This window comes from Streptomyces sp. NPDC048481 (genome assembly GCF_043200075.1).
GTDB lineage: Bacteria > Actinomycetota > Actinomycetes > Streptomycetales > Streptomycetaceae > Streptomyces.
Window position 1 is genome coordinate 247613 of sequence record NZ_JBICXC010000009.1, and the last position, 17791, is coordinate 265403.

The window sequence follows — 17791 nt, forward strand, 5'->3', positions numbered from 1 at the left end:
GCCCGTCACCGGAACATCTCGCGCAGCGCGTCGAGTTCGTCGTCGGCCTCGGCGTCGGTCAGTTCGCGCACGTCCTCGCCGGGGTTCTCCCGCGGCGGTGCGGCCGGTGCTTCCCCGGCCCCGTCGGGCACGAGCTGCTCGTCGAGGAAGACGGCCAGCGAGCGCACCTCGGGGTGGTCGAAGAGGGCGGAGGCGGGCAGTGGGACGCCGAGCACGGTCTCCAGGGCGTTCTTCAGTTCCACCGAGCCGAGCGAGTCGAGGCCTAGGTCGACGAAGCGGGCGTCGAGGTCGATCTCGTCGGGCGAGTCGTAGCGCAGCACGTCCGCGATGCGGGCGCGCAGCAGGGAGCGCAGCGCGGCCTCGCGGTCGGGCTTGGGCCGGGCGAGCAGTTCGTCGACGTCCAGTTCGGCCCGGTCCGGCGCGCCGTCGCGGCCCGAGCCCAGCTCGGCGAGGAGGGCGTCCGGGGCGGGCAGGGCGCTCGTGTAGGCGTCCCAGTCGAACTCGCCGACGACGGTCTGCGCGTACGGCCGGGCGAGCGCGGCGAACAGCGCGTTCAGCGCGGCGTCGGGTTTGACGAACTTCAGGCCGCGGGCCTCGATGCCGGCGATCTGGCGGTCGGTGAGGGAGGCGGCCATGCCGATCTGTGCCCACGGGCCCCAGTTGACGCTGAGTCCGGGCAGTCCGGCGGCGGCCCGGACCTGCATGAGGGCGTCCAGATAGGCGTTGCCTGCGGCGTAGTTGGCCTGGCCGGCGGAGCCGAGCACCGAGGCGATCGACGAGTAGCCGACGAAGAAGCGGACGGTGGGCACCTCCGCCAGCGCGCGGTGCAGCAGCCAGGAGCCGTACAGCTTGGCGCGCAGGACGGCGGTCATGCTTTCCGGGGTCTGGGCCGTGAGCGGGGCGTCGGCGAGGACGCCCGCGGCGTGCAGGACGCCGCCGAGCGGGGCCTCGCCGCCGGCGAGATCGTCGACGATCCGCCGGACGTCGGCCGCATCGGCGATGTCGCCCTGGAGGATGCGCACCTCGACGCCCTCGCCGAGTCCGGCGGCGATCTCGGCCCGCCGGTCCTCGTCGACGGCCCGGCGGCTGACGAGCGCGATGCGGCGGGCGCCCTGGCGCACCAGCTTGCGCGCGGAGGCCAGGCCGAGCGCGCCGAGGCCTCCGGTGACGAGGTAGGTCTCCCCCGCGTCGATCCGCACGGGCTGTGCGGGCAGGTCGCGTTCGTCGCGGAACTCCAGCACGACCTTGCCGACGTTGGCGCCCCGGCTGAGGACGCCGAACGCCTCTTCGACCTCGTCGAGGGAGTAACCGACGACGGGCAGGGCGGTGAGCCGGCCGGCCTCGACGTGGTCGGCGACCGTGCGCAGGATGTCGTGGTTGAGGCGGTCCAGCTCGTCGGCGGACAGCTCGCTGAGGTCGAAGTTGTGGTAGGCGACGTCGGGCCGGCGGGCGCTCATCTCCTCGGGCGTCCACACGCCGATCTTGCCGAGTTCGACGAACCGGCCGCCGTCGGCGAGGCAGCGCAGGCCTGCCGGGATGTAGTCCTTGTTGAGGCTGTTGAGGACGACGTCGACGCCCCGGCCGCCGGTGGCCGCGAGGACCTCGTCGGCGAAGTCGAGGGTGCGGGAGTTCATGACGTGCTGCACGCCCTGGGAGCGCAGCAGGGGCCACTTGCGGGGGCTGGCGGTGGCGTACACCTCGGCGCCGGCGAGCCGGGCGAGCCGCACGGCCGCCTGGCCGACGCCGCCGGCCGCCGCGTGGATCAGGACGCGGTCGCCCGCCTTGAGCCCGGCGAGGCCGTGCAGCGCGTGGTGGGCCGTGACGTAGGCGGCGGGCAGTCCGGCGGCCTCGGTGAAGCTGAGGCCGGCGGGCTTGCGCACGACGACGGTGGAGGGGACGGTGACCCGCCGTCGCATGCAGCCGATGCGGCTGAGCACGACGTCGTCGCCGGGCCGGAACGCGGCGTCGGGTCCCGCCTCGACGACGGTGCCGGACGCCTCGAAGCCGAGCGGGAGGGGCTCGTGCGGGAGGCCGTGGTCCAGCGCGTACTGGCGGAGCATGCCGAGCGCGTTGAGGACGTCCTTGAAGTTGAGGCCGGCCGCGTGGACCTGGACGGTGACCTCGTCGCCGGTGGGCGGGCGGTCCTCGACGGGCACCGGCCGGACGGCGGAGAACTGGCCGTACTCGGTGATCGTGAGTTCCGTGTTGACGTCGTCGCGGACGGCGGCGGGCGGCGGGGAGAGCCGCTTCACGTGGCGCACGCCGGACCGGTAGGCGATCCGGTGCTCGCCGCCGGAGGCGTCCGCGGCGAGCAGTTCGTCGGCGAGGGGCCGCAGGTCGGTCCCGTCGAGGTCGAGCAGCACGGGCCGCAGCGCCGGGTGCTCGTGGGCGAGGACCGCTCCGAAGCCCCACAGGGAGGCGGCGGCGAGGGCGTCGCCGTCGCGGGCCGCGCCGTCCGCGACGTCGCCGGGCAGCCACTGGGCGCGTTCGGTCACGAGCAGGACCCGCGGGCCCTGGCCGGCCGTCGGGCCGTCGGCCAGGGCCGCCACCAGGGCGAGCAGGTCGCGGTAGTTGCGCTCGGTCTCGGCGCGCAGCCGTTCCTCGCCCCGCAGGGCGGGCTCCGGCGTCCAGAACCAGCACAGGTCCGTGACGGCGGGGTCCGCGGCGAGCAGCGCGGCGGCGGCCGCCGCGTCGGGGGCGTGCACGGTGCCCACGCCCGTGCCGGCGAGGAGGTCGTCCAGGTCGCCGGGGAGGCCGTCGCCGGGGTGGACGACCAGGACGCGGCGGTCCTGTCCGCCGGTCCGGGCGGCGGGCAGGGAGCGCTTGAGCCAGCGGGGGCGCAGCAGCAGGCGCTCGGCCGGGTCGGCCGGGGCGTCGGCGACGCGCTTGAGGCGGACGCCCTTGACGGCGAACACCGTCCGGGCGCCCTCCAGGGCGACGATGTCGGCGGTGAGTTCGCCGGGGCCGAGGTCGACCTGGACGAGGACGCGCAGGCCGGCCTTGGGGCGCTTGAGGAGTTCGACGGCGTCGAAGCCGACGGGCAGATAGGTGCCGTCCAGGTCGACGGCGGCGCCGAGGGTCTGCATCGCGCAGTCGAGGACCGAGGCCCGCAGATGCTCCCCGACGGGGGTGTCGAGGGCGCGCAGCTCGCCGGTCGCGAAGCCGTCGGCGTGCCGGTCGACGTGCAGGACGCGCCGGAACTCGGGGCCGTAGGGCAGCCCCAGTTCGGCGTACCGCTCGTACAGGTCCTCACCGGACCGGTGGTCCCGCGGCTCGTCCAGGGCCGCGGCCGTCTTGCGCAGGCGGTCCACGACGTCGCCGAGGGCGGCCGGGCCGGTGGGCGCGCCGTCGAGGACGGCGGTGGCGTGGACGCGTTCGATCACGCCGTCCCGGCCGTCGACGCGGCTGACGATCTCGACGTCGGCGGGCCCGTCGGCGTCCGCGTGCGGGCGCAGCCGGGTGCGGATCTCGGTGGGTTCGCCGTCGCGGAGGAAGAGGGGTTCGTGGATGCGCAGGTCGCGCACCGGCCGGCCGGTCTCGCCGTGCACCGCGTCCTGGAGGGCCAGCACGATCTCGACGTATCCGGCGCCGGGGAAGACGGCCTGCCCCATGACGACGTGGTCGGCGAGGTAGCCCGGGGAGTCGGGGGACAGCGGTGCGCCGAACTCGCGCTCGCCCGCCGCGCGGCGGTCCTCGGCGGTGACGTCGACGCCGAGCAGCGGGTGGCGGGCCGGTCCGCCGTTGCGGCCGGCGGGGGCGGCGCCGGCGCGGGCGGAGGGCAGCGGGTGGCGTTTCTTCGCGAAGACGTAGCCGGGCAGCGGCACGTTCCGTCCGTCGCGCTCGGCGTGGTAACCCGTCCAGGAGACGGGGAGTCCGGCCCGGTAGCAGCGGGCGACGGCGGCGGCGACGGTGGCGGCGCCGTCGTCGGACCTGGCCATGCTGGACACCCACACGTGGGCGTCGGGGTCGCCGTTCTGCCGGCCCAGAGCGGTGAGCGCGCCGGACGGGCCGACCTCGACGAGGACGTGCGGGCCGCGGGCCTGGACCCGGCGCATGCCGGCGGCGAAGTCGACGGGCTCCAGGATGTGGCGGACCCAGTAGTCGGGCGTGCCGACGTCGGCGAGCGCGGCGACCTCTCCGGTGAGGTTGGAGACGAAGCTCAGCCGCGGTTCGTGGAAGGCGATGCCGGCGATCGCCTCCCGGAAGGCGTCGGCCACCTCGGCCATCAGCGGCGAGTGGAAGGCGTGCGACACCGGCAGGTCCCGGACGTCGACGCCCCGGTCGCGCAGGACGCCGACGAGTTCGGCGAGGGAGTCGCGTCCGCCGGAGACGACGCACTGACGCGGGGAGTTGACGGCGCCGAAGCCGAGGTCGGGGTAGCGCTCCAGGTGCGGGGCGATGTCCTCGGCGGGGGCGAGGACGGCGGCCATGCCTCCGGGCGCGGTGACGGACTGCATGAGGCGGGCGCGGACGGCGACCAGCCGGACGGCGTCCTCCAGCGAGAACAGGCCCGCGATCGCGGCCGCGGCGATCTCGCCGACGCTGTGGCCGAGCAGGACGCCCGGCCGGACGCCCCAGGACATCCACAGGCGGGCGGTCGCGTACTCCAGGCTGAACAGGGCGGGCTGGGTGTACAGGGTCCGGTCGAGGTCGCGGTCGCTGTCCGGGGCCTCGCCGAACATGACGTCCTTGACGGAGCGGCCGAGGTGGGCGGCGAAGAGCCGGTCGCAGGCGTCGAGGTGGCGGCGGAAGACGGGGTGGCGCTCGTACAGGCCGCGGCCCATGCCGACGTACTGGGCGCCCTGTCCGGAGAACAGGAACGCGGCCTCGGTGAACCGGGGTCCGTCGCCTTCGTGGCCGTCGGCGAGCTGCCCCTCGAGCAGGCGCACCAGGTCCGCGCGCGAGGAGACGGGTCCGGCGAGCCGTGCGGGCAGGTGGGCGCGGCCGAGGTTGGAGCTGCGGCAGAGGTCGGGGACGGCGAGGCCGGGGTGCGCGTCGAGGAAGCTCAGGTGGGCGGCGGCCTGGGCGCGCAGTCCGGCGTGGTCCTTCGCCGAGAGGGTGAACACGGCGGTGCCGTCGTCCGGCGCCGGTGCGGGCGCGGGGGCGGGCGGCGCCTCCTCCAGGACGACGGAGGCGATGGTGCCGGCGAAGCCGAAGGAGTTGACCAGGGCGCGCCGGGGTCCGTCGGCCCGCCACTCGCGCAGTGCGGTGGGGACGGTCACCCGGTAGCGGTCCCAGGGGATGTGCCGGGACGGCGTCTCCAGGTTGATGTGCGGGTAGATCACGCCTTCCTGGAGCTGGAGGAGGACCTTGGCGACGCCGCCGATGCCGGCGGCGGCCTCCATGTGGCCGATGTTGGTCTTCACCGAGGCGACGGGCAGCGGTTCGCCGTGCGCGCGCGACTCGGCGAAGACGGTGTTGACGGACCCCATCTCGATGGGGTCGCCGAGGGAGGTGCCGGTGCCGTGCGCCTCCACGTACTGGATGTCGGCGGGCTCCAGGTTGGCCGAGGCGAGCGCGTCGCGCATCAGGGCGACCTGGGCGGTGCCGTTGGGGACGGTGAGGCCGCCGCTCTCGCCGTCCTGGCGGACGGAGGAGCCGCGCAGCAGCGCGAGCACGGTGTCGCCGTCGCGCCGGGCGTCGGAGAGCCGCTTGAGGACGACCATGCCGGATCCCTCGCTGCGGCCGTAGCCGTCGGCGGAGTCGTCGAAGGTCTTGCAGCGGCCGTCGGGCGAGAGCATGCCGGCGCGGGAGTAGACGATGTGGTTGCGCGGGTGGTGGGTGGCGTTCACGCCGCCCGCGAGGGCGATGTCGCACTCGCGCCGGCGCAGTCCCTGGGCGGCGAGGTGCAGGGCGACGAGCGAGGCGGAGCAGGCGGTGTCGACGCTGATGCAGGGGCCGCGCCAGCCGAGGAAGTAGGACAGGCGTCCGGCGGCGGCGCTGTGCGCGGTGCCCGCGGCGACGTGCGCGTCGAGGTCGATCGGGTCCAGGGCCTCGACGTCGATGGCGAAGTCCATCTGTCCGACGCCGAGATAGACGCCGCCGTTCCTGCCGCGCAGTGCGGCCGGGTCGAGATGGGCGGATTCCATCGCGCGCCACGCCGATTCCAGGGCCCAGCGGTGCTGGGGGTCCATGAAGTCGGCTTCCTTGGGCGATATGTTGAAGAACTTCGAGTCGAATTCGTCCGCGCCGGAGACGAATCCGCCGCCGGCCGCGAGAGGGCTTCGGCCCGCCTCTTTCTCGGCGGCCTGCAGGGCGTCCATGTCCCAGCGGTCCGCGGGTACCGGTCCGGTTCCCGCCCGGCCTTCCCTGAGGAATGCGGAGAATTCCTCGGGAGTGTCGTTGTCCCCCGGGAAGCGGATGCCCAGCCCGATGACGGCGATCGGCTCGTACTTCTCCAGAAGCAGGTCCTTCAGCAGGGCGTCGGTGCGGGACGAGGCCGTGTCGGTCACTGGTAGAGCTCCTTGAGGATGTCGTTGACCAGGTGCTTCGTGGACGTGGACACTCCTGCGTCCTGGGACGGCTCGGGGGCGGGCGGGCCGGCGGGGAAGAGTTCGGGCAGCACGTCGGCGGTCAGGAAGTCGACGAGGTCCCCGACCGTGGGGTGGTTGAACAGGAAGGCCGCGTCGAGCGTGCGGCCGAGTTCCCTTTCCAGCCGCCGCCGGGTGTCGACGGCGCCGAGGGAGGTGAGCCCGAGTTCGAAGTAACTCACCCCGAGCGGCATCACGTCCGATTCGTCCATCATCAGTTCGCGTTTGAACTCCGCGACGACCAGCGATTCGAGGAGCGCCCGGCGTTCGGACGGCGGAGTGTCTGACAATTCCTGAATCCAGGGTGTACGCGAAGTCATGCCGCTCCTTGGCTGGATGGTTTTCGGGTCTGTTGACCGGGGTCGCTCACGGATGGAAGGATCGGCGCGCCAAGTCCGGAGAAAACAAAAGGAATTGAGGGCGTTCGATGACGGGGACCGGCGAGGAGAGCGACCTGGAGTTCGCGGCCCGGCGGCGCGCCGAGGAGCTGTACGCGAAGGACCGCACCTGCGAACTGCTCGGCATCGCCCTGCTGGACGCCGGTCCGGGGCGGGCGACCGTCGGCATGCGGGTCACGGAGGCCATGGTGAACGGCCACGGCATCGGGCACGGCGGCTTCCTCTTCCTGCTGGCGGACGCCGCGTTCGCGTTCGCCTGCAACACGTACGGGCCGACGACCCTGGCGCAGGGCGCCCAGATCACCTTCCTGCGCCCGGCCGAGGTGGACGACGAGCTGGTCGCGGAGGCGGTGGAGCGGACCCGGTTCGGGCGCGGCGGCCTGTACGACGTCACCGTGCGCCGGGCGGACGGCGCCGCGGTCGCCGAGTTCCGGGGGCAGAGCCACACGCTCGGGAGCCGCCCGGCTCCCGAGGCGCGGCAGCAGGACCCGTCACGCCGGTGACCACCGCGGGTCCCGGCCCAGCGAGGCGAGCAGCCGGTCCTCGGCGCTCGCCGCGCCGGCCGGGTCGACGGGCGGCCCGAACGCCGCGCCGGGACGCTCCCGTGACGGCCCGGTCGGCACCTCCTTGACGGCCACCTCGGCGGCGGCCGCGACGAGGTCGTCGTCGTAGGCCGCCGGGACGCCCACGGAGACCGCGACGTCCCAGCCGTGCACCACGTAGTCCACGAGGTGGAAGCCGATCGCGCGGGCCGCGGCGAACCGCATCGTCGGATGGATCCACGGCAGGACGAACTCCCGCTCGAGCACGCCGTCGGCGGCGAACGCGTCGAGGACGCGGTCGACGGAGTCGGCGTACGCGCGCCGGGGATCCGCGAGCGGCGTCTCCCGCCAGACCGACTCGTCGACCGGTCCGCCGCCCGCGGCCGCGGCGAAGCCGAGGTGCTGGGCGGTCATATGGGCGAGGAGGCGGCGCAGGGACCAGCTCCCGCAAGGGGTGGGGACGTCCCACTGGTCGTCGCGAATGCCCGCGACGATCTCCGCGCTGCGCAGCACGGCCCTGCGGTCGAGTTCCTGGACCGCGCTCCCGGACGGGTCGGCGGCGGGGTGCCGGTCGGTCATGATCAGCCCTTCTCCTGTGCGTTCTCCCGCCACCAGCGCCGGCCCGCCTCGGGCAGCGTGGTGATGGGGTCGTAGAACGGGTGACGGCGTGCGAGCGCCTCGGGGTCGTCCAGCTCGATGCCGGTGCGGTAGTTCTTCGTCCACTGCGAGACGCCGCGTTCGCGGTCGTAGTCGACGAGTTGGTGGACCCAGCGCTTGCCGACGTACGGGACGTCGCACACGATCCGCGGTGTCGCGTAGCCGGGCAGGTAGCCCATGACGGCGTGCTGGAGCTCCTGCGCCTCCCACACCGCGATGCGCCAGTGCTCGGCGTTCGGGATCATGTCGCACATGTAGAAGTAGTAGGGCAGGATGTTCGCCTCGCCCTGGAGGACCATGCACAGGTCGAGCAGCGCCTTGGGGGTGTCGTTGACGCCGCGCATCACGACGCCCTGGTTGCGGATGTCGCGCACGCCGGCGTCCAGGGCGGCCCGGGCGGCCTCCGCCACCAGCGGGGTGACGGACTGGGCGTGGTTGACGTGGGTGTGCACCGCCAGGTTCACCGAGCGGCGGGCGGCGGTGCGCGCCACGCGTTCCAGTCCTTCGAGGACCGCCGGCTGGAGCCAGTGCTGGGGCAGTCCGGCGAGGGCCTTGGTGGCCAGCCGGATGTCGCGGACGCTCTCCAGGTCGAGCAGCCGCATCAGGAACGACTCCAGCCGCGGCCACGGCACGTTGGCCACGTCGCCGCCGGAGACGACGACGTCGCGCACGCCGGGGTTGCGCTTGAGGTAGTCGATCATCTGGTCCTGGCGGTCGGCCGGTTTGAGCGTCAGCTTCAGCTTCTCCACCTGCGGGGTGGAGCCCCCCACCAGGTCCATCCGGGTGCAGTGGCCGCAGTACTGGGGGCAGGTGGAGACCAGTTCGGCCAGGACCTTGGTCGGGTAGCGGTGGGTGAGTCCCTCGACGACCCACATCTCCGCCTCGTGGAGCGAGTCCCGCTCGGCGTAGGGGTGGCTCGGCCACTCCGGGTCCCGGTCGGAGGCGACCGGCAGCATGTAACGGCGGACCGGGTCGGCCAGGAAGGCGTCCGTGAAGTCCGCCGGCCGTAACGGCGCGCCGGGCGCCATGGTGTTGAGCATCTGCGGGGTCAGCAGCATCGACATGGTGGCGAAGCGCTTGTGGTCGGCCTCCAGGTCGTCGTAGAAGCGGTCCTGGAGCAGCGGGCCCGTCACCGCCTTCAGCTGCCGGGCGGTCTTCACGCAGTGCGCGCGCTGCCACTGGGCGTCCCGCCACTGTTCGGCGGTGACGTCGCTCCAGCCCGGCAGGCGACGCCAGTCGGGTTCCACCGGGACGACGCGCTCGTACTCGTAGGGCTGCGGTGCGGGCAGGGCGTGCGGTCCCTGTGTCGTCATGATTCCCATCGGATTCCTAACTGACCGGCAGCGCGGGCGCGGCGCCGGTGAAGAGGGTGGCCCAGCGGGTGCGCAGCTCCCGCTTGAGGACCTTGCCGGTGACGCCGGTCGGGAAGTCGGCCGCGTCGCGGGCGACGATCACGGCCGCGAGCGGCGCGAGCCCGGCGGTGGCCAGTTCCTTGTTGGCCCGCGCGCACAGTTCCGTCGCGGACGGTTCGACCACGCCGGGCTGGAGCCGTACGACGGCGATCGGGACCTGAGCCCCGCCGTGCTCGGCCGGCACGCCGACGACGGCGCAGTCCTGCACCACGTCCCCGCAGTCGGCGAGCAGCACCTCCTCCGCGGGCAGGCTGTAGACCGGGCCGTCCTCGGTGTCGATGACGTCCACGGTGCGGTCGAGGTGGTAGAAGTTCCCCTCGTCGTCACGGCGGGCCACGTCGCCCGTCAGCCAGTAGCCGTCGACCTCGAAGCTGCGGGTCAGCTCGGGGGCGTTCCAGTAGCCGGGGGTGCGCGAGGGGGTCTTCACGGCCAGCAGGCCGACCGTGCCGTCGGGTACCTCGCGGCCGTCGGGGTCGAGGACGACGGCGGCCGTGACGACCTCGGTGGGCTTGCCGACGCAGCGGTCGTCGCGCTCCGACTCGGGGGTGGTGACCTGCCCGAACAGGGCCATGCCCATCTCGGAGGAGCCCAGTCCGTCGATGAACTGGGAGCCGGGGACGGCCTCGTCGCCCGCGTGGCCGCGCGGCAGCAGCCACGGCTTGATGAGCCCGGCGGGCCGTTCGCCGAGCCGCACCAGACGGCGGACGTGTCCGTAGTGGGCGCTGTCGCCGGTGTTGAACCAGCTGTGCACCCGGGCGGCCGCCCGGGTGGGCGGCTCCCCCGTGGCGAGTTCGACGAAGGTGCGCGGGAAGGAGGCGACCATGGTCGGCCGGAACGCCTCCATGACGGGCTCCACGACGGCGCGCCGCCAGTCGCCCATGACGACGGTGGGCAGTCCGAGCAGGGTGGCGGTGAGGAAGTAGCTGAGCCCACCGGCGTGGGTGTGCGGCATCAGGGACATCAGCCGGTCGTCGGGCGAGGCGGGGAACCGCTCCATGCGGGGTTCCTTGCCGGCCCAGAACTGGCGGTGCGCGAGCATCGTCGACTTGGGGGTGCCGGTGGTGCCGGAGGAGTGGATGAGCGCCACGACCTCGTCGTCGGCGTGGCTGTACGGGTAGCCCTCGGGCAGCGGGCCGTTCGGTTCGTACGCCTTGATCTCGGCGGCCGGGACGACGAAGCGGGGCCGGCGGCGGTTGGCGTCGGCGCGGTAGGCCGCGACCAGCCGGGTCGGGTCGTCGGCGACCAGGCCCACCGCGCCGACGTGGTCGATGTAGCGCAGGGCCGTGGTCTGCGCCATGGCGTCGTTGATGAGGGCGGGCACCGCGCCGAGGGCGGTGAGCGCCAGGAAGTGCAGCAGGGGTTCGAGGCCCTCGGCGACGACGACGGCGACCGGCTCGCCCCGGCGGACCCCGTTGGCCAGGTACCAGTGGGCGTACCGGTCGCGCAGCGCGGCCAGGTCGCGCAGGCTGTGGCCGCGCAGCACGACCTCGCCCCGGTGGTCGGTGCTGTGGGTGAAGGCGTACGGGACGGTGTTGTTCGGGTTCGCCTCCAGCGCCTTCTGAAGGAAGTTGCCGGCTCCCAGGGCGGGGTCGGTCATGAACTGACGCCGGACGGCGAGCGGGGCGATCGGGCTGGTGGTCACGGTGCTCTCCAGAGAATGTCGGGGTGGTCTCGTGACGTGACTCGGGCCGGGGCGGAAGCGGCCCGTCGGCGGCCCGCTAGCGGGGGGCGGTCAGTTCCGCGGCGGCCCGGTGGCCGGATCGGACGGCGCCCTCCATCAGCCCGAAGAACTCGGTGCTGGTCTCGGTGCCGGCCCAGTGGACGCGGCCGTGCGGGCGGGTCAGGTGGGGGCCGAGCGCCGACCAGTCGCCGGGGCCGAACAGGGCGGCGTAACAGCCGCGGCTGTAGGGGTCGTTGACCCAGTCGGTCACATGGAAGCCGATCGGTTCGGGCAGGTCGGGGAAGAGCCGGCGGGCCTGCGCGACGGCGGCGGCCCGCTGTTCGGCGAGGGGCAGCGCGGCGAAGCGGCGGGCCTCGTCGCCGGTGACGAAGCCGGTCAGGATGCCCGCGCCGCCGTCGGGCGAGTCGTCGACCGTGGACAGCAGCGGACCCTCTGCGCTCACCGACCAGCCGGACAGGCCCTGTTCGCGCCACAGCGGGGACGGGTGGATCAGATGGACCTTGACCGCGCAGCCGGGGCCGGTGCGCTCCCCCGAGCGCGGTGCGGGCAGTGCGGGCGAGTAGTCGATCCGGTCGGCGAGGACCGGGGGCAGCGCGACGATCACCGCGTCGGCGCGGGTGACGCCGCTCGCGGAGCGCACCGTCACGCCGTCGTCGTCCTGCTCCACCGCGGTGACCGGCTCGGACAGGCGCACCCGGTCGCCCAGCCCGGCCGCGAGGGCCTCGCCGAGCCGGTGCGCGCCGCCGTCGATCCGCCACTCCTGGGCGCCCCCGGCGAAGGCGTTGAGGTAGCGCAGCCCGCCGCCGGAGCGCAGGTAGAAGGCCATGTGCAGGACGGACACGTCGGCGGGGGCGGCGGCCATCATCTCGCCGAGGAACAGCGGGAAGAACAGCCTGCTGTCCGGGTGCCGCAGCCGGCTGTCCGCCCACTCCGCGGCCGTCATGGCGTCGAGGCGTGCGGCGTTGGGGGTGAGCCAGGGGGCGTCCACGCGCACGGACCGGGTGACCTCGTCCAGCAGGTCGAACAGCTCACCCAGCGCCACGCCGCTCAGCGGCGGGAAGCGTCCGGGGACGCTGTCGGCGCGGTCCGCGCCGGAGACGTCGAAGCGGCTGTCCCCCTCCATGACGGTGGGCGCGGTCTTGAGGCCGCAGACGCCCATCAGGGCGAGCAGTTCGGTGTGCCGCTCGCCCAGGTAGGCGGCGCCTGCGTCGGCCCAGTCGCCGGGGGCGACCTCGATGCCGTGGGTGCGGCCGCCGACCCGGTCGCGGGCTTCGAGGACCTGGACGTCGACGCCGCGCCGGGCGAGGTCGGCGGCGGCGGTGAGGCCCGCGAGCCCCGCCCCCACGACGACGACCCGCGCCGGGGCGCCGGCCGGGGCGTTCGTGGCCGGGCTCATCGGGCCACGCTCGCGACGCGGTCGGCGAGCAGCGCGGGCGTCGGGGCCCCGAGGAGGTCGTCGAAGGTCAGCTCCACTCCCTGGGCGCGGGCGACGGCGCTCAGCACGCGGGTGCCCATGAGGGAGTCGCCGCCGGACTCGAAGAAGTCGGTGTCCGCCGTGACGCCGTCGGTCTCCAGAACCCTGCGGAAGATGGCGACCATGTCGTCGGGACTCATCGGTTGTCCTGTTCTGTGAGGCCGCCGGGGCGTTCCGCCGGGGCGGACGGTGCGGCGGCGGGTGAGTGACGTCGGTGGGTGCCGAGCCGGTCGATCTTTCCGCCGGCGGTGTGGACGAGTCCGGGGACGACGGTGACCCGGTGGGGCACGAGATGGCCGGGCACGCTCGCGCGCAGGTCGCGCAGGACCTGGCGGGCGAGGGCGGCGTCGTCGGCGCCGGCCCGCTGGGGCACCACGTACGCGGTCACGGTCGTGCGGTCCTCGACCCGGGTGCCGACGACGACGGCGACGCCGACCTCCGGATGGGCGGTCAGGTGGGCCTCGATCTCGCCGGGGTCGACCCGGATGCCCCGTACCTTGAACTCGGCGTCCAGGCGGCCCTCGTGGACCAGGTGTCCGTCCGGCCGGCGGGTGACCCGGTCGCCGGTGCGGAACCAGCGCACGGGTCCCTCGGGGCCTTCGCGGGTGACGAAGCGCTCGGCGGTGATCTCGGGCAGATCCCGGTAGCCGAGCGCCAGCGCCGGTCCGCCGACCAGGAGTTCGCCGTCCGGGCCGATGGCGTCGGCGACGTGCGGCAGCGCCTTGCCGACCGGGACGCCGCCGTGCTCGCCCCACCAGGAGCCCGGTCCGGGCGCCTCGGGGCCGTGCAGGTCGGCGGCGTGCGTGATCAGCGTCGTCTCGGTGCACCCGTAGGTGTTGACGAGCCGGACGCGCGCGGTGTCGCGGGCCCGCCACTCGGCGAGCCGGGCGGGGCTCACGGCCTCGCCGCCGATGACCACCGTGCGTACGCAGCCCGGCAGTTGCTCGTCGCTGTCGGTGAGGTGGCGGACGAGTTCGTGCCAGAACGCGGTCGGCAGGTCGAGCAGGGTGACGCCGCTCGCGGCGACCGCCCTGAGCAGCCGGGGGATCGAGCCGGTGTACGCCTCCCGGTGGAAGACGAGGGTCGCGCCCGTCGTCAGCGCGGGGAGGATCTCCTCCAGACAGGTGTCCCAGTTGAGCGAGGCGAACTGAAGGACCCGGTCCGCGGGGGTGAGGGCGAAGAGGTCGCGCAGCGAGGCCACCGAGGCGGCGATGGCGCGCCGCGGGGTGAGGACGGGCTTGGGCTTCCCGGTCGATCCGGAGGTGAAGAGCGTGTACGCGGGCGCTTCCGGGTCCTCCGCCTCCGGGTCCTCCGCCTCCGGGCCCGCCCCGGACGGGTCGGACGGGTCGAGGACGCGGGTGCAGCCGGCCGCCTCCAGGAGCGCCTGCCGGCGGGCGGCGGGGAAGGCCGGGTCGACGGGGACGTAGACGCCGCCCGCGGCCATGATGCCCAGGAGGGCGACGACGGTGGCTTCGGAGCGGTCCGTCAGGACCCCGACCGGTCCGGGGCCGGGCCCCAGCTCGCGGGCGGTCGCACGGACCCGGCGGGCCAGTTCCGCATAGGTCACTTCACGTCCGTCACATTCGACGGCGCACTTTTCAGGAAAGGTGCGAGCCATTTCCAGAAAGGCGGGCACTATACCCACCATCAACATATCCCTTCATTTTCCAGCATGGCCATGACGCTACCACTCCAAAATCTCGACGAGTCAAGCGAGTTTCGCACGTGATCCACATCACATGGATTTCCGTGCACCGAGGCGGCCTTGCCCGCCCCAACTGCATGCGGTAGGAATTCATCCATCCACAGGAGGAGGTCGACTGCACATGACGAAACCGTTCCAGTTGCGGCTCACCGTACGGGGCTACGAACTCGACACACAGGGACATCTGAATCAGGCCGTCTATCTGCAGTACTGCGAGCATCTGCGCTGGGAGAGCCTGCGCGCGGCCGGGATCTCGCAGGACAAGCTGATCGCGACGCAGATCGGCCCGGCCGTGCTGGAGAACACGATGCGTTTCCGCCACGAGCTGCGCGGCGGCGACGAGGTCGACGTGACCTGTCAATGGATCTGGGGCGAGGGAAAGACCTTCCGCGTCGAACAGGAAATCCGGCGCACCGACGGCGTCCTCGCCTGCGAATTGTCCAGCGTCGCCGGACTCATCGACCTGACGCAGCGCAAATTGATTTCCCGGCCGGCCGAGCATTTCGCGAAACTGGCCGACCATCCGGAGATCATGGGTCTCTGAGCCGCTTCGGCCCTCACCGAACGAGGGCGCACGGAAGCACCCGAGGACGATTCTCCCGGCACTCGACGGCAGAATCCTCCGAGGGTGCTTCCGGCATTACGCACCCCGTCCGCCGCTTCGGGACCTCACTCCTTCTGCGGCGCCCCCCGTCCTGCCGACGCATGGGCCGGCGGGAGCCGCGACAGCATGAGCAGCGCCCGCCCGATGTCGGCCCCCTGGCGGCCGAGCGCGTCGGCGTACCGTCCCAGCACGGCGTTCTCCCAGGCCAGCTCCGAGGCCGGCAGACCCGACAGGCGCCGCGCCGACTGGTCGTAGCGGGCCAGCTCCGCCCGGCGCAGCACCAGCGTGATGATCTGGCCGTCGAGGTCGGCGAGCAGCGCGCGCACCTCCGCCTCCCCGGCGTCCGCGGGGACCGCCCGCGGCGTCCGGGTCAGCGAGGCCGGCAGGTCCAGGGCGGCGCTCACGCGTCCACCGCCTCGCCCGGCGACGGCACGGCGCGGGCCGTGCCTGCCGCGATGGCCGCGGTCATGGTCCGCGACTTCACCAGCGTCTCCTCGTATTCCTCGGCCGGCTCGGACAGCGCGATCACCGCGCCGCCGACGCCGAAGGAGGCGCCCTCGTCGGTGGCGACGATCGTGCGGATCACGATGCTGAGGTCGGCGGCGCCGGCCAGCGAGAACCAGCCGAGCGCGCCGGAGTAGACCCCGCGGGCCCCGCCCTCCAGCCGGTCGATGATCTCCATGGTCCGCAGCTTGGGCGCGCCGGTCATCGACCCGCCCGGGAACGACGCCCGCACGCAGTCCACCGCCGACACCCCCTCGCGCAGCGTGCCCCGCACGGTGCTCACGAGCTGGTGGACGGGCGCGTACGTCTCCACGTCGAACAGCTTGGGGACGTGCACCGATCCGACCTCGCACACCGTGTTGAGGTCGTTGCGGAGCAGGTCCACGATCATCAGGTTCTCGGCGCGGTCCTTCTCGCTGGCCAGCAGACCGTCCCGCAGCTCGCGGTCCTGCTCGGGGGTGGTCCCCCGCGGACGGGTGCCCTTGATGGGCTTCGACTCCGCGATCCGGTCCGTGCCGATGCTCAGGAACCGTTCCGGGGACGCGCTGAGCACGGCCGCCTCGGGGAAGTCCAGGAGCGCGCCGTAGGGGACGGGGCTGATGTCCCGCATCAGCCGGTAGGTGGCCAGCGGGTCGATGACGGTGGGCGTGGAGACCATGTTCGTCAGGCAGATCTCGTACGACTCGCCGTCGCGGATCTTGTCCAGGCACTGTCCGACGCGGTCCAGGTACTCCTGCTCGTCGTGGCGCTGCGCGAGCGCGGCGACGGCGAGCGGGGGCGCCTCGGTGAGCGGGGTGCGCTCGCGGTCGGTCTGGTCGGGCAGCACGGCGAGTCGTCCCGCCGTGGCGTCGAGCCACTTGACGGCGTCCGTGTCGTCCGGGCCGGTGCCGAGGCAGAGCAGGTAGGTGCAGCGCGCGCTGTGGTCGACGACGACGGCGCGGTCGGCGAAGAGCAGCGCCGCGTCCGGGGTGGGCGCGGTGTGCGCGGCGCTCGCTCCGGCCTCGGCCTTGAGTTCGTAGCCGAGGTAGCCGACGTAGCCGAGGTTGAAGGAGAACGGCAGCCGTGGGTCGGCCGGCAGCGCGCGCCGCTGTAACTCGGCGTCCAGGTGGTCGAAGAAGCCGCTGGTCACGTACTCGTCGGGGCGGCCGGTCCGCTCGATGCGCACGGTGCCGGTGGCGACCCGGTAGGTGAGGTACTCGGCGAGCGGACCGCTGCCGTCGCCGAGGACGGAGAAGCGTGAGTCGCCGTCGGCGTGGGAGCCGCTGTCGAGCCAGAAGCTGTGCGGCCGGCCGGCGAACAGCTCGGCGTACACCGCGTCCGTGTCGGGCGCGTGGTCCAGCCGCCGGGTGTGCAATCGGTACGGCGACTCGGCCGGCGTCCCGTCCGACGCGCGCCGGAGGGACAGGTCGCGGAAGTTGGCGAGCAGTTCGCGGCCGAACTCGCTGGATATGGACTCGGGATGGAACTGGACGCCCCACACCGGGCGGGTGCGGTGCCTGAGCCCCATGAGGACGCCGTCCTCGGTCCAGGCGACGCCCTCCAGTTCGTCGGAGAGCGCGGAGACCGCGAGGGAGTGGTAGCGGACCGCGGAGAACGGCGAGGGCAGCCCGGCGAAGAGGTCCTCGCCGTTGTGCAGGATCCGCGACAGCCGGCCGTGCATCGGCTCGGGGGCGTGCTGGACCGTGCCGCCGAACAGGGCGGCGATGCCCTGGTGTCCGAGGCAGACGCCGAGCACGGGCAGTCCGGAGTCGCGGATCGCGCGGCTCCCGACGCCGAAGTCACGGTCCCGGTCGGGGCGCCCGGGGCCCGGCGAGACGACGATGTTGTCGTAGTCGCCGAGGTGCAGGGCGGACCAGTCGACGTCGTTGCGGACGACGACGGGCGGCTGGCCGTTCACCTCGCCGAGGAGTTGGTAGAGGTTGTAGGTGAACGAGTCGTAGTTGTCGACGAGGAGGGTGCGGACGGGGCGGCTCATGAGGCGACGTCCCGGGCGTGCACCCTGCCGCCGGTGTCCGGCGCGTCGGTCACGAACTCCTCCACTGGACGTGCCTCTTGGACGGTCAGGTCGTGCGTCCGCCTCGTGGACGGGCCGTCGGCGCCGTGCTTGCGTGCGTGCCGCGCACCCCGGACGCGGATGTCGGTCCGGGTCCTCGGGGTGTGGAGCGACGTCGCGTCTTCGCAGTGGGGTTCGGCGTGCGGACCCGCCAGCCCGGCTTCAGGGCTCGAGGTCGTCGTCATGCCTGTGCCTTTCTGAACGTCGTGGTGCAACGGGCTGGTTCCGTCG

At 73.4% G+C, this 17791-nt stretch carries 13 protein-coding genes; 2 read left to right on the plus strand and 11 right to left on the minus strand.

Annotated features, from left to right (window positions below; all coding sequences use genetic code 11):
* Positions 1-5 precede the first annotated feature (5 nt).
* Both ACGFSH_RS25985 and ACGFSH_RS25990 read right to left on the minus strand, forming a co-directional pair.
* On the minus strand, positions 6-6452 hold the full coding sequence (locus ACGFSH_RS25985; RefSeq protein ID WP_393352725.1) for a type I polyketide synthase: 6447 nt from the start codon (positions 6450-6452) through the stop codon (positions 6-8).
* Complete coding sequence (locus ACGFSH_RS25990) at positions 6449-6820, minus strand: acyl carrier protein (RefSeq protein ID WP_393352728.1); 372 nt, start codon at positions 6818-6820, stop codon at positions 6449-6451. Before ACGFSH_RS25990 ends, ACGFSH_RS25985 begins: the two co-directional genes overlap by 4 nt.
* A gap of 137 nt (positions 6821-6957) precedes the next feature.
* Here ACGFSH_RS25990 and paaI point away from each other — a divergent pair, with 137 nt between their 5' ends.
* A complete protein-coding gene (gene paaI, locus ACGFSH_RS25995) occupies positions 6958-7431 on the plus strand; it encodes a hydroxyphenylacetyl-CoA thioesterase PaaI (protein ID WP_393352731.1) in 474 nt (157 codons plus the stop codon).
* On the opposite strand, the gene ACGFSH_RS26000 is transcribed toward paaI, so the two are convergent.
* From ACGFSH_RS26000 to ACGFSH_RS26025, 6 genes are all read right to left on the minus strand, one after another.
* The gene (locus ACGFSH_RS26000) at positions 7420-8049 is read right to left on the minus strand and encodes a TIGR03086 family metal-binding protein (protein ID WP_393352734.1); all 630 of its coding nucleotides are present in this window, start codon (positions 8047-8049) and stop codon (positions 7420-7422) included. The two genes, paaI and ACGFSH_RS26000, sit on opposite strands and share 12 nt — an antisense overlap.
* Positions 8050-8051: 2 nt before the next feature.
* Positions 8052-9440: a KamA family radical SAM protein gene (locus tag ACGFSH_RS26005; protein WP_393352737.1), complete on the minus strand. Its 1389-nt coding sequence runs from the start codon at positions 9438-9440 to the stop codon at positions 8052-8054.
* A gap of 16 nt (positions 9441-9456) precedes the next feature.
* A complete protein-coding gene (locus tag ACGFSH_RS26010) occupies positions 9457-11181 on the minus strand; it encodes a class I adenylate-forming enzyme family protein (RefSeq protein ID WP_393352739.1) in 1725 nt (574 codons plus the stop codon).
* A gap of 76 nt (positions 11182-11257) precedes the next feature.
* A complete protein-coding gene (locus ACGFSH_RS26015) occupies positions 11258-12616 on the minus strand; it encodes a flavin monoamine oxidase family protein (protein WP_393352742.1) in 1359 nt (452 codons plus the stop codon).
* Entirely contained in the window at positions 12613-12834 is a 222-nt protein-coding gene (locus ACGFSH_RS26020; protein WP_256916024.1) for an acyl carrier protein, read from the minus strand. The genes ACGFSH_RS26015 and ACGFSH_RS26020 overlap by 4 nt, the downstream gene beginning before the upstream one ends.
* Entirely contained in the window at positions 12831-14348 is a 1518-nt protein-coding gene (locus tag ACGFSH_RS26025; RefSeq protein ID WP_393352744.1) for an amino acid adenylation domain-containing protein, read from the minus strand. Before ACGFSH_RS26025 ends, ACGFSH_RS26020 begins: the two co-directional genes overlap by 4 nt.
* A gap of 172 nt (positions 14349-14520) precedes the next feature.
* Between ACGFSH_RS26025 and ACGFSH_RS26030 the strand changes: the two genes are divergently transcribed.
* Entirely contained in the window at positions 14521-14943 is a 423-nt protein-coding gene (locus ACGFSH_RS26030) for an acyl-CoA thioesterase (RefSeq protein ID WP_393352746.1), read from the plus strand.
* 125 nt (positions 14944-15068) lie between these two features.
* Here the strand turns inward: ACGFSH_RS26030 and ACGFSH_RS26035 are convergent, their stop codons facing one another.
* From ACGFSH_RS26035 to ACGFSH_RS26045, 3 genes are read right to left on the minus strand one after another with little or no spacing between them, the layout of a single operon-like run.
* Positions 15069-15407, minus strand: coding sequence for a chorismate mutase (locus ACGFSH_RS26035; protein WP_393352748.1), 339 nt, complete (start codon positions 15405-15407; stop codon positions 15069-15071).
* On the minus strand, positions 15404-17482 hold the full coding sequence (gene pabB, locus ACGFSH_RS26040; protein WP_393352750.1) for an aminodeoxychorismate synthase component I: 2079 nt from the start codon (positions 17480-17482) through the stop codon (positions 15404-15406). Before pabB ends, ACGFSH_RS26035 begins: the two co-directional genes overlap by 4 nt.
* A complete protein-coding gene (locus ACGFSH_RS26045; RefSeq protein WP_393352752.1) occupies positions 17479-17745 on the minus strand; it encodes a hypothetical protein in 267 nt (88 codons plus the stop codon). Before ACGFSH_RS26045 ends, pabB begins: the two co-directional genes overlap by 4 nt.
* Positions 17746-17791 lie beyond the last annotated feature (46 nt).

Coding starts and splice junctions, on each gene's coding strand:
- paaI (WP_393352731.1), top strand. CDS start 6,958: ATGACGGGGACCGGCGAGGAGAGCGACCTGGAGTTCGCGGCCCGGCGG.
- ACGFSH_RS26000 (WP_393352734.1), bottom strand. CDS start 8,049: ATGACCGACCGGCACCCCGCCGCCGACCCGTCCGGGAGCGCGGTCCAG.
- ACGFSH_RS26005 (WP_393352737.1), bottom strand. CDS start 9,440: ATGACGACACAGGGACCGCACGCCCTGCCCGCACCGCAGCCCTACGAG.
- ACGFSH_RS26015 (WP_393352742.1), bottom strand. CDS start 12,616: ATGAGCCCGGCCACGAACGCCCCGGCCGGCGCCCCGGCGCGGGTCGTC.
- ACGFSH_RS26020 (WP_256916024.1), bottom strand. CDS start 12,834: ATGAGTCCCGACGACATGGTCGCCATCTTCCGCAGGGTTCTGGAGACC.
- ACGFSH_RS26025 (WP_393352744.1), bottom strand. CDS start 14,348: ATGTTGATGGTGGGTATAGTGCCCGCCTTTCTGGAAATGGCTCGCACC.
- ACGFSH_RS26030 (WP_393352746.1), top strand. CDS start 14,521: ATGACGAAACCGTTCCAGTTGCGGCTCACCGTACGGGGCTACGAACTC.
- pabB (WP_393352750.1), bottom strand. CDS start 17,482: ATGAGCCGCCCCGTCCGCACCCTCCTCGTCGACAACTACGACTCGTTC.
- ACGFSH_RS26045 (WP_393352752.1), bottom strand. CDS start 17,745: ATGACGACGACCTCGAGCCCTGAAGCCGGGCTGGCGGGTCCGCACGCC.